The 12,101-nt window shown below is 63.2% G+C and carries 10 protein-coding genes; 4 read left to right on the forward strand and 6 right to left on the reverse strand.

Translation table 11 applies throughout. The features are described from left to right. Positions 1–130: 130 nt before the first annotated feature. Genes ACNA1V_RS04990 through ACNA1V_RS05000 form a run of 3 tightly spaced genes read left to right on the forward strand, consistent with a single transcriptional unit; the run spans position 131 to position 2,330 of the window. A complete protein-coding gene (locus ACNA1V_RS04990; protein ID WP_415832477.1) occupies positions 131–757 on the forward strand; it encodes a Maf family nucleotide pyrophosphatase in 627 nt (208 codons plus the stop codon). Further along, the gene (locus ACNA1V_RS04995; RefSeq protein WP_415832478.1) at positions 754–1,479 is read left to right on the forward strand and encodes an SAM-dependent methyltransferase; all 726 of its coding nucleotides are present in this window, start codon (positions 754–756) and stop codon (positions 1,477–1,479) included. The genes ACNA1V_RS04990 and ACNA1V_RS04995 overlap by 4 nt, the downstream gene beginning before the upstream one ends. Positions 1,480–1,517: 38 nt before the next feature. Next, entirely contained in the window at positions 1,518–2,330 is an 813-nt protein-coding gene (locus tag ACNA1V_RS05000; protein WP_415832551.1) for an N-acetylmuramoyl-L-alanine amidase, read from the forward strand. 29 nt (positions 2,331–2,359) lie between these two features. On the opposite strand, the gene ACNA1V_RS05005 is transcribed toward ACNA1V_RS05000, so the two are convergent. The 4 genes from ACNA1V_RS05005 to ACNA1V_RS05020 form a co-directional block, all read right to left on the reverse strand. Next, on the reverse strand, positions 2,360–3,556 hold the full coding sequence (locus ACNA1V_RS05005; RefSeq protein ID WP_415832479.1) for a benzoate/H(+) symporter BenE family transporter: 1,197 nt from the start codon (positions 3,554–3,556) through the stop codon (positions 2,360–2,362). Positions 3,557–3,785: 229 nt separating this feature from the next. Beyond that, positions 3,786–4,703 carry a DMT family transporter gene (locus ACNA1V_RS05010; RefSeq protein WP_415832480.1) on the reverse strand — a complete coding sequence of 306 codons (918 nt, stop codon included), beginning with the start codon at positions 4,701–4,703 and terminating at the stop codon, positions 3,786–3,788. Positions 4,704–4,746: 43 nt separating this feature from the next. Next, positions 4,747–5,403, reverse strand: a complete 657-nt coding sequence (locus ACNA1V_RS05015; protein WP_415832481.1) for an HAD-IA family hydrolase — start codon at positions 5,401–5,403, stop codon at positions 4,747–4,749. Positions 5,404–5,414: 11 nt separating this feature from the next. Then, entirely contained in the window at positions 5,415–6,404 is a 990-nt protein-coding gene (locus ACNA1V_RS05020; protein WP_415832482.1) for an RluA family pseudouridine synthase, read from the reverse strand. Between the two features lie 525 nt (positions 6,405–6,929). On the opposite strand from ACNA1V_RS05020, the gene ACNA1V_RS05025 reads away from it, so the two are divergent. Continuing rightward, positions 6,930–10,268, forward strand: coding sequence for an Rne/Rng family ribonuclease (locus tag ACNA1V_RS05025; protein WP_415832483.1), 3,339 nt, complete (start codon positions 6,930–6,932; stop codon positions 10,266–10,268). 149 nt (positions 10,269–10,417) lie between these two features. Here the strand turns inward: ACNA1V_RS05025 and ACNA1V_RS05030 are convergent, their stop codons facing one another. Then, entirely contained in the window at positions 10,418–10,966 is a 549-nt protein-coding gene (locus tag ACNA1V_RS05030; protein ID WP_415832484.1) for an acyloxyacyl hydrolase, read from the reverse strand. A gap of 257 nt (positions 10,967–11,223) precedes the next feature. Continuing rightward, on the reverse strand, positions 11,224–12,096 hold the full coding sequence (gene accD / locus ACNA1V_RS05035; protein ID WP_415832485.1) for an acetyl-CoA carboxylase, carboxyltransferase subunit beta: 873 nt from the start codon (positions 12,094–12,096) through the stop codon (positions 11,224–11,226). Positions 12,097–12,101 lie beyond the last annotated feature (5 nt).

Consider the following 12,101-nt stretch of genomic DNA (forward strand, 5'->3'; position numbering starts at 1 on the left):
CCGGCCGAACCTCCGGCATCACCGGAATCGGTAACCCCCCGGCAAAGCGGAAAGCCGCTACGGAACAAAACATAGCGAAACGGGCGATAATACCGTGATTGCCGATTGACCGTCAATTCTATACTCGCTTATGCCTTCTTCTCAGTCAGCCCACGCCCCCCAGCCGACCCTAACTTCGCTGGTACTGGCGTCGTCCTCCCGTTACCGCCGTGCCATGCTGGAGCGGCTTGCTCTGCCTTTCGACACACTCTCTCCTGATGTGGACGAAACACCACAGCCCGGCGAACTGCCTGCGGCGCTGGCCTTGCGCCTGTCGATCGCCAAGGCTCGTGCAGGTGCGCAACAACGGCCCGGCAGCATCGTGATCGGCTCCGACCAGGTGGCGACCCTCGGGGAGGAGCCCATCGGCAAGCCCGGCAATTTTGACAGTGCCCTGGCCCAATTGCGCCGCCTGTCCGGCAAGATCGTCACCTTCCACTCCGCCCTGGCCGTTACCGATGGTCATACGGTACTGCATGACGACGTTATCACCGAATGCCATTTCCGCGAGCTGGACGACGCAGAAATCACCGCCTACCTGCTAGCGGATCAGCCCTATGACACGGCAGGCAGCGCCAAAGCCGAAAGCTTGGGCATCACCCTGATGGAACGCATGCGCAGCGACGACCCCACGGCGATCATCGGCCTGCCGCTGATCGCGCTCAGCCGCATGCTGCGGCACTTCGGCCTGTCCGCGACGCAAGGAGCCCAGGCATGAGCAGCACGGGCACGCTGCACCTGATCCCCGTTGGCCTGGGCGATGATGCCCCCCTGGCCGCCTGGCTGCCGGAAGAAACCCGCGCGCTGGCGGCACGGCTGGACACCTACATCGCCGAGAACGCCAAGACCGCTCGCGCTTTTCTGAAGCTGGTCGGCGCGGAAAAGCCGCTGCGCGAGATCACGATCCACACCATAGACGCCTCGACCAAGGCCACCACCATCGCCACCTGGCTCACACCCTACCAGAATGGCGGCGAGATCGGCCTGGTATCGGAAGCTGGCTGCCCGGCAGTCGCGGACCCCGGCGCCAATGCCGCGCGCGTCGCGCATGAACTGGGTCTGCGAGTACGCCCCTGGGTCGGACCCTCGTCGCTGCTGTTGGGCCTGATGGCCAGCGGCCTGAACGGCCAGCAATTCGTTTTCCACGGCTACCCGCCCAAAGACGGCCCTTCGCGTACCCGCTCACTGCAACAATGGGAACGTAATTCTGCCCAGCTGTCGCAAACCCAGCTGTTCATCGAAACGCCGTACCGCAACGCCGCCATGGTTGATGCCCTGCTTCAGGCCCTGCGCCCGGATACCAGGCTTTGCCTGGCCCGCGCGCTGACCACTAGCGAAGAATGGGTGTGCACCAAAACCATTGCAGAATGGCGCAAGACACCCCCGCCCGACCTCGGCAAGCATCCCACCCTGTTTCTGTTCCTGGCTCACGGAAAATGACTCTGCTACCCGGCCCCCGCATGCCCGCCTTTGCACCCATGACACGCAGGCGGCACCGCACCAGCGGCGCTGCCCTGCTGCTAGGTATGCTGGCCCTGGCAGGTTGCGCAAGCGTGCCTCCCAAGCCTTACATGCTGGATGACAGCCACCGCTCCGTCAGTCACAGCAGCCGCGCACGCTTCATCGTCCTGCATTACACCGCGGCCGACCGCGCCCGATCGCTGCACCTGCTGAGCCAGGGCGCTGTCAGCAGTCACTACCTGGTCAGCGATGAAACGCCCGGCAAAGTCTATGCGCTGGTGGATGAAAACCGGGCCGCCTGGCACGCTGGTGCCAGCAGCTGGTATGGTTACACTTGGCTCAATGGCAGCTCCATTGGCATTGAAATCGTCAACCCCGGCTGGGTCGATGATGGCCGCGGCGGCCGTGCCTGGCCCTATCCATACAGCGAAGAACAGATCCAGGCCATCATCGCGCTGGTCAAGGATATTGCCCAACGCCACGGCGTTGCACCGCAGAACATCGTAGCTCACAGCGATATCGCCCCCACCCGCAAGCAAGACCCCGGCCCGCTCTTTCCCTGGAAACGCCTGGCCGAAGCCGGCCTGGGCCGCTGGTACGACGAAGCACTGGCAAACGATTTCCGACACACCTTCGAGGAAAAAGGCCTGCCCGACGCCGCCTGGTTTCAGGAAAACCTGGCTCGCGTCGGCTACGGCATCGAGCGCACCGGCAAATTTGACGAAACCACCCTAAAAACCATCGCCGCATTCCAGATGCACTACCGCCCCACGCGCAGCGACGGCCTGCCGGATGCTGAAACGGCGGCAATATTGCAGGCCTTGCGCTGAGCCCCCCCCCTGCGCTCAGCCGCAACGATCTACACCCGCCGCTGGCCGTTCAACAACATGACCAGGCCGCCGCCCACCAACCCCCAGAACGCCGACCCGATGCCAAACAGCGTGACACCTGATGCCGTAGCCAAGAAGGTCACCATGGCGGCATCCCGGCGGAATTCGTCGCGCATGGCCAGCGTCAGGCTGTTGCCCATGGTGCCCAGCAAGGCCAGGCCCGCCACGGCCAGCACCATTTCCCTGGGCAGCGCGGCCAGGAACGACACGACAGTCGCCCCCAACAGGGCTACAACGAGATAGAACACGCCGGAGGCGACCGCAGCGGTATAGCGCCGGCGCGGATCAGGGTGAGCATCGCTCCCCATGCAGATCGCTGCCGTAATGGCCGCGAGGCCAATGGCGAACCCGCCAAAAGGCGCCAGCAACAATGTCACCAGCCCCGTCCAGCTCACCTGGGGAGAGATCGGGATGTCATAACCCGAGGCGCGCTGGGTCGCGATACCCGGTACATACTGCGAAGCCATCGTCACCATGAAAAGCGGCAAGGCAACGCCGATAGCCGTTGCCAAGCTGAAGGCCGGCGTCGTCCACTGCGGCATGGCCAAAGTCAGGCTGAGCCTTTCCCAATGCAAGTCTCCCTGCTGCCAGGCATACACGCCGCCGACCAGCAACACCACCAGGATGACATAGCGCGGCAATACCCGGCGCACAATGAAAAAAGCCAGGAACATGAGCCCGACCAGCCCGAAAGCGCTGCGCATAGAGAGAAAAAGATCCATCCCGAAGCGCAGCAATACCCCCGCCAGCATGGCGGCCGCCAGAGAGAGTGGAATGCGTGACATGGCCTGCTCGAACCAGCGCGTGATGCCACAAATGAAAATCAGGGCACCGCAGATCACAAATGCCCCGGCCGCCAATTCCGGGGTCAGGCCCGATGTCGTGGCCAGCAAGGCTGCGCCCGGTGTGGACCAGGCCGTGACCACGGGCTGCCGGTAACGCAACGACAACCCCACGCCTGTCAGGCCGCAACCCAGACATAAGGCCCAGATCCAGGATGCAATGCCTGCTTCGTCATAGCCGCTGGCGCGCGCGGCCTCGAAAACAATCACAGCGGAACTGGCAAACCCCACCAGTACCGCCACTGCGCCGGCCACGATGCTGGGGGGTGATACATCTTTCCAGAAATGCTGCCCGACCCCGCCATCCTGCCCCTGCACAGACATACCGCTCTCCATCCTTTAGTTGTCTCCGCCAATTGCTTGACCCGCCACACACCAGGGCGCGACACTCCCTGCGCCCAACCAACGGATCTTTTCGGCTTTCAGCCACTATGACAGACTTCGGCTGTCATCCGCCTGACTGGCGGCCACCCAGCACAGACATGCCCCCGCCTCTGCCGGGCCTCAGTCCTGCCCATCAACCTGGGCCTGGGCACCCACGGCGCCAGGTATCTCAGGCTTGATCAGCGTTACGGCTACCCGCGCGCGACTCCCGCCAGGCAATATAGATACCGCTGGCTGCAATCAACACCGCCCCCAGGCAAGCCACCCAGCCAGGCACTTCGTCCCAGAACAGCCAGCCAAAAATACCTGCCCACAGCAGCCCGCTGTAATCGAACGGCGCCACGACCGACGCCGGGGCAATCCGGAACGCCTGGGTAATCAGCCCCAGCCCCGCCGTGCTGCAAACCGCCATGCCGGTCAGCCCCAGCCAATGCACATCCTGCGTCACAGGCTGCCAGAACCAGGCCACGGCAGCCCCGGCCACCACGACCTGAGCCAGCGCAATATAGAACATGGTGGTCAGCAGCCCCTCTTCGCGGCCTATGCCTCTTGCGCTGACCATCATGACGGCATAGCCGAATGCCGTGGCCAGAGGAAACAGGGCCGCCGGCTGGAACGCCGGGCCGCCCGGCTGCACGACGATCACCACGCCGACGAAACCGGCCACCACCGCCACCCAGCGCCTGGCATCCACATGCTCTTTCAGATAGAACACCGACAGCAAGGTCACGAACAACGGCGCAGAAAAAGCAATTGCGGTATTTTCCGCCAAAGGCAAACGCGTCAGCCCGTAATAGAACAAGCTGGCAGAAATGACATTCAGGAACCCCCGGAATAAATGCAGGCGGGGATAGCGGGTACGCAGGGCAGGCCGGCCCGCTACCGCCAGAATCAGCACCAGCATGATGGGAACGGCCAGCGAACCACGCAGGAACAGCAGTTGCACCGGCGCATAGCTGCCGCTCAGCCATTTCGCCAGGGAATCGCTGATCGTCAGGAAGAAGATGCCCGTCAACAGGCAAAGAATGCCGCGCATTGCAGGCGACACGGCAACCGCGCCCGCAGGCGCGGCGGAAGCAACAGCCATAAAAACCTCAATTCAAGGCCCGGGCAAGCGCCGGGCCATTGGCTCACGCCCGCAGACGTGGCTGGATCCAGTCGCGCATCGCGGACACGCTATCCACCACGTGCAGGGGCTCGCCGGCCAACAGCTCCGGCAAGGGATGCGCACCATAGCTGACACCCAAACCATGTACGCCTGCGTTAGCCGCCATGCGCATATCGTGCGAGGTATCGCCAATCATCAGGACTTCCTCCGGCGCCACCATGAGTTCTTCCATCAGCTCGTTCAGCATGGCCGGATGCGGTTTGCTATGCGTTTCATCGGCGCAGCGCGTGGCCTCAAACACCCCTTCCAGGCCAAAACCGCGAATGACCCGATCGAGGCCCACCCGGCTCTTGCCAGTGGCCACGGCCAGCCTGGCGCCCTGCCCGCCCAAATCGGCCAGCAGCTCCGGCACACCATCGAACAAACGCAAGTCGGGGTCGCGCAGCAAATAATGGATGCGGTAGCGCTCGATGAAGCGCGGCAGCAGCGATGGCGGCAGATCCGGCACCACTTTTGTCAGGGCGGCATCCAGCGAGAGGCCGATCACCCAACTGGCGCTGGAAGCCGGCGGCACCGGCAGATCCAGATCGCGACAGGCATTTTGAATGGCCGTCACTATGCTCGGGGTGGAATCCATCAAGGTTCCATCCCAATCAAATACAAGCACCGAATACTGCATCCCGCGACTCCTCAAGGTTTTCGGGAAGGCCGGTTCCGCTGGCCCTCGCCAGCCCCGCCTTCCGCCCTGGACGTCTTGTCCAGCCCACGAAGGAGATTCTCACATTCTGGTGGCAATTTAGCTACCAGATGCAGCGACTCACCCGTTACAGGATGAGGAATATCTAAACGATGGGCGTGCAGGAACATGCGCCGGAACCCTTTGGACGCCAGCGCGGCATCCGCCGCCTCATCTCCATACTTATCATCGCCGACGATAGGAAAGCCGCTGGCCGACAAATGCACACGAATCTGATGCGTGCGTCCGGTACGCAGCTCGGCATCCACCAGCGACAGCTGCCCGTAACGGCGCTCCAGGCTGATGATGGTGTGAGCCGCCTGCCCTTCCGCTTCGTCCACCCTTACGCGACGCTCGCCGGTACGGGTGAGCCATTTCAGCAGCGGCAGCCGGATATGCTGCCGACCGTTGACCCAGTCACCATGCACCAGCGCGAAATAATGTTTGCGGCCCCGGCCTTCGCGGAACATTTCATGCAGCCCGAGCAAGGCGCTGCGCTTCTTGGCCACCAGCAGCAAACCGGACGTATCCCTATCCAGGCGATGCGCCAACTCCAGGAAACGCGCCTGCGGCCGCGCAGCACGCAATTGCTCGATGACGCCAAAGGAAACGCCGCTGCCGCCATGCACAGCCACCCCGGCCGGCTTATCGACCACCAGCAGCGCCTCGTCCTCATAGACAATCGGGAATTCGCAGCCCGGCACTGGCGGCTGCGCCTGCACCTCGGGCAACCGGAACGGCGGAATACGCACGACATCGCCAATTTCCAGGCGACTGTCGGCGCCGCAGCGCCCCTTGTTGATACGCACCTGACCGCCTCGTATGGCCTTGTAGAGATGACTCTTGGGCACCCCCTTGCACAGGCGCAAAAGAAAGTTGTCCAGGCGCTGTCCTGCGTGTTCTTCGGCCACCTCGACGAGGCGCACCACTGGGGATTCTGACATTATTTATATTTGTTTGCGCATTGCGAAAAGCGGCATATAATCGTTTCACCCTAAAAAAGGTGTGCCTGCCGCCACTCGACGTAGAGATACGAAACCGCGTCTCCGTCGGTGAAACCATTGTACTGCCAGAGCAGGCACTCCTTGGGGTCACATGGTCGCCGATCCAACCGAGGCGCCGCTCGGAAAAGCCTACAAGGCTGCCCTTGCACGAGCGCCCGTTGCATCCGTATGCGTCCTGAAGCGAAAAGGCAAAACAAGTCGTCATTTCCTGCACCAGCCGCCATTCTAGAAATGGAGGCTGTTGTGTTCCAAAGCAACCGCCATCCGTCAACACATACCATTGTGCCCCTGACTTCCCGACTGCTAACAGAACCCCGCGCCCCTACAAGGCGTGCCGTGCCGGCCTGACCGCCAAAGAGCGGTGCCGTTCGCACGGTGCCGCCTGCCCCCCGTTTCAGCCCGCTGCACCAGTGACCCGAGGTGACGAGTCGATTTCGGCTCGCCATACAACGGAGAACATCACTCATGAAGCGCATGCTGTTCAATGCAACGCACCAGGAAGAACTGCGCGTTGCTATCGTCGATGGCCAGAAGCTCATCGACCTCGACATCGAGACTGCCGGCCGCGAACAGCGCAAAGGCAATATCTACAAGGGTGTCATTACCCGCATCGAACCCGGTCTTGAAGCCTGCTTCGTCAATTACGGCGAAGAGCGCCATGGCTTCCTGCCCTTCAAGGAAGTCGCCCGCAGTTACTTCAAGGAAGGCGTAGAAGTCCGCAGCGCCCGCATCCAGGACGCACTTGCCGAAGGCCAGGAACTGATCGTTCAGGTCGAAAAGGAAGAGCGCGGCAACAAGGGCGCCGCCCTGACCACCTTCATCTCCCTGGCAGGCCGCCATCTGGTTCTGATGCCCAACAACCCGCGCGGCGGCGGCGTTTCGCGCCGGGTCGAGGGTGAAGAGCGCCAGGAACTGCGCGATGCGATGGATCAGCTCAATATTCCGCAAGGCATGAGCGTCATCGCCCGCACCGCCGGCATTGGCCGCAGCGTGGAAGAACTGCAGTGGGATCTCTCCTACCTGCAGCAACTCTGGGATGCCATCGACACTGCCGCGCGCGACAACGCCGCGCCGGTGCTGATCTACCTGGAATCCAGCCTGGTCATCCGCGCCATCCGTGATTACTTCTCGCCGGATATCGGTGAAATCCTCATCGACACCGACGACATCGCCGATCAGGCGACGGCTTTCATGAGCGTCGTGATGCCGGATAACGTCAATCGCGTCAAACGCTATCGTGACGATATCCCGCTGTTCTCGCGCTTCCAGATCGAGCACCAGATCGAAACCGCCTATTCGCGTACCGTCGAGCTGCCTTCGGGCGGCGCTGTGGTCATCGACCACACCGAAGCGCTGGTCGCCGTGGACGTCAACTCGGCCCGCTCCACGCGCGGCGCCGATATCGAAGAAACCGCGCTGCGCACCAACCTTGAAGCCGCCGACGAAGTCGCCCGCCAGTTGCGCCTGCGCGACCTGGGCGGCCTGATCGTGATCGACTTCATCGACATGGAGGACAGCAAGAACCAGCGCGCTGTCGAACAGCGCCTGCGTGATGCCCTCCGTTTCGACCGCGCCCGCGTGCAAATGGGCAAGATTTCACGCTTCGGCCTGATGGAACTGTCGCGCCAGCGCCTGCGCCCCGCCCTGAACGAAGGCTCGCACATCACCTGCCCGCGCTGCAACGGCACCGGCGTGATCCGCGACGCGGAATCCAGCGCGCTGCACATCCTGCGCCTGATCCAGGAAGAAGCCATGAAGGACAACACCGCCGCCGTGCATGCACAGGTGCCGGTGGATGTCGCCACCTTCCTGCTCAACGAAAAGCGTGGTGACATCGCCAAGCTGGAAGCCCGCCTGAAGGTCAATGTCGTCCTGATTCCGAACAAGAACCTGGAAACGCCGCACCACAGCCTGGAGCGCCTGCGCCACGACGATCCGCGCCTGGAAGAAACCAAACCCAGCTTCACGCTGGCTGAAGCCGCCGCCGAAACCTCGGTCTGGAAGGCCCGCGAAGAAACTGCCAAACCGCGCCAGGAAGCCCTGGTGAAGGGCGTCACGCCCGAGACGCCCGCACCGCTGCATACGCCGCGTCCGGCTCCCGTCGCGGCCAGCAATGCGCCCGGCGCAGGCTTGTCCGGCTTCATCAAGCGCATCGTTGCCTGGTTCAGCGGCAGCCCGACCGACAGCAAACCTGCCGCCCAGCCCAGCCAGGCCAAACCGGCCAGCGCCCGCAGCGACAACAGCGCCTCGCGCCGCCAATCCGATTCCCGTCAGCAAAATGGCGACCGCCAACGCAATCGCCGCAATGGCAGCGAACGCCGCGCACCGGAAGCCACGGATGCAGCCAACGGCAACACTGCCGGAAACGCACAACAGGAACGCCGCCAACCGCGTGCCCCACGCAATACCGATGCGCGTGACGCCGTGCGCCAGCACCAGGTTGCCACACGCCACCAGGATGCACCCGCCGCAACGCCCGCCGCTGAAAGCGACGACGGCACGCCGCGCAATTCGCGCAACCGCCGCAGCCGCAGCCGTGGCGGTCGTCGCGACGAACTCGCGCTGAACGGCGACGTCCAGGCAACGGAAACGAATGTCGGCACGCTGCCCGTGGCAGCCGTTGCCGGCGCTGCCGCCGCCGCAGAAGCCGCTGCTGCGCCGATCTCGGCACCGCAGGCAGAGCTTGCCGCCGATGCCGGCGATGACAGCCAGGATCTGGATGCCCTGCGCCAGGATGGTGGTGACGACAATGGCGAAGCGGATCCGGAGCGCAAGCGCCGCCGCCGCCGCAGCCGCCGCGGTCGTCGCCAGAGCGGTGACGAAAATGGCACCCAGCTCGATAGCGACAACAATGATGATGGCACGGCCCAGGCCGATGGCGAAGGCGAAGCGAACCTCGTGACGCCCGTAGCCATTGTGGCAAGCGCCGCCGTTGCTACCAACGCCGCTGCAGCCGTCCAGGCTGAAACGCAATCCCCGGCAGCAGTTCAGGACGAAGCCGCAGCACCGGCAGCCGTCGCCGCCCCCGCTCAGGCCGAGCAGCAAGACGTCGCCAGCGAACCCACGCCCGACGCGCTTGTGAGTGCCGCTCCGGCACCGGTTGCCGTGGAAAATGCAGTGGCAGCGCCCGTTGTCGCCAGCCCCGCCACCGAGACGCCTGCCAACGCGACCACGGCTCCTGAACCCACGGATGCCGCCGTCGCAGCCGAAGCTCAGACCCAGGCCAGCCCTGCCGTCGAGAACGCCGCCCCGGCCCAAGCAGAGGATGCCGTCGCCAAGGAAGTCTCGGCAGTACCGGCAAGCGCTCCCGAGGCCGAACTGCCCGTCGCCATCGCGCAGGAAAGTACGGCGACCATTGAAGTCGAAACCTCAGCCGCCGTCGCGACGGTAGCCGTGGCCGACATTCAGGCAGTCGAAGCGCCGGCAACGGCAGCTGCGGCAACCACTGAGGCTGCCGCTGAGGCCGCCACCGAGGATCGCCAGGACAGCACGGTCGAACCCCAGCCTGCGCCCGCAGCAAGCGCCGCAACGGTCGCAACGGTGGTCGAGCAAGCCATCCAGGTGCCGGCCAACCCCGCACCGTCCGCCAACGCCAGCAACGGCCAAGGCAATGGTGCCCAGGCACTGGAATCCGTCATCGCCGCAGCTGGCCTGCAATGGGTCGAGACCCGCAGCGACGCTGCTACCTCCACCGCCAGCGCCGCCCCAGCCGTCAAACTGGGCCGTCCGCGCAGGGCCGCAGCGGCAGCTCCCGCTCCGGTGGCACTGCAGCAAGTGGAAACGGCAGACGCACCGGCGGAATAAGGACGGCTTGTCCGCAGCCTCGACCGAGTGCTGCGGGCAAACAAACCTCTGCCAACAAAAATCCCCTGGTGGGCTCACAGCCCACCAGGGGATTTTTCATAAATGCTGCCAAACAGGATGAACGCCGTCACCCCGTGACCACATGGCACTCAGAAGCGATACACGTAATTCAGCTGCAGCGCGTTGATCCCAGGATTGGGGCGCTTGATACTGGCATTCGAATAGTGTGCAAAACGCAGGCTGATGTCATGCGCGGGAGCAGGACGGAAACCGATACCGATCTGATCCGCAAACTGGAAGGCCGTACTGATCTGCTTGCCTGCCACATGGGTCGTGCTGAACACGCTCGCGCCGATCCCGCCTTCCAGATAGAAGGAGGGTGTCATCCACCAGCGCAGCATGGGCGTGGCGGTAAATTGCCAGGCATTGCCCGGCTCATCATTGTGACGTGCCTTCCAGTACGCAACACCGAACTCCCCATCCAGGGTCAGCTTGCCCCAGTTGCCACCCAGCTCATACGACCAGAACGGTTCCGTCTGATAAAAAACTTCAGCGCGAGAGGCTTCTGAACCCATGCCGACCCTCAAGCCCAACCCACCTTCGGCAGCCTGAGTGGCTGGCACACAGGCCAGAAAAGCGACGGGCAAGGCCGCCAACGCATAGCGCCAGCGGCGCGCCAAAGCTTCTTGAATCCGCATGATTTCTCCCTAATCCCCACGACTCGCGGCATCATACACGCCCGATGCCAAACGGCGCTCATACAGCGTGCGAAAACCATTATGAGAACACAAGGCGCATGAAACCAACAGATGCAGCGTCATGCCTTGTGATCAAAGCACTTTCAAAAAAGAAACATTTTGTGCCAATCCGCGCTCCCGCGGGATGACAACCGTCATAAAAAAGGGGCGGCGCCCCCTTTGACCAGAGAGCGCCGCCCAGCCCGAATGACTTGCAATCAGGCTTTTTCTGCGACGGCGACACCTGTCAACAGGCTCAGCAGGTCTGCCAGTTCCTGCTTCAGGTGGCGGCGGTCAACCACGCGATCCACGGCCCCTTTCTGCAGCAGGAATTCGGCGCGCTGGAAACCTTCCGGCAGTTTTTCACGCACCGTCTGTTCAATCACGCGCGGACCGGCAAAGCCGATCAAGGCCTTGGGCTCGGCGATCACCACATCACCCATGAAGGCGAAACTGGCAGACACGCCGCCCATGGTGGGATCAGTCAGCACACTGATGAAAGGCAAGCCGGCTTCCGACAGACGCGTCAGCATGGCATTGGTCTTGGCCATCTGCATCAGTGATAGCAGGCTTTCCTGCATGCGGGCGCCCCCCGAGGCTGCCACGCAAATGAATGGCGTACGCTGATCCAGCGCCGCCTGCACACCACGCGCAAAGCGTTCGCCAACCACCGCCCCCATCGAACCGGCCATGAAGGAAAACTCGAAGCAGGCCAGCACCGCCGCAACACCATGGATGCTGCCGCTCATGACGATCAGCGCATCGGTTTCCCCCGTCTGCTTCATGGCTTCCTGCAGACGGTCCGGATACTTGCGGCTGTCCTTGAACTTCAGCGTATCGACCGAACGCGTGTTCTGGCCAATTTCCATGCGGCCGCCCAGATCCAGCAGGGAGTCAATGCGCGCCCGCGCGCTCAGACGCATGTGGTGGGAACACTTGGGGCAGACATTCAGGCTGGCCGCCAAGTCTTCGTTGTAAAGCACGGCCTCGCAGGACGGGCATTTGACCCACAGCCCCTCCGGCACCCGGCGAGCGCCGGAGTCCTGGGATTTGGTCAGGCGTGGGGGAAGGATTTTCTCGATCCAGCTCATATTCG

It is taken from the genome of Kerstersia similis, from assembly GCF_965139615.1.
Taxonomy (GTDB): Bacteria; Pseudomonadota; Gammaproteobacteria; order Burkholderiales; family Burkholderiaceae_B; genus Kerstersia; species Kerstersia similis.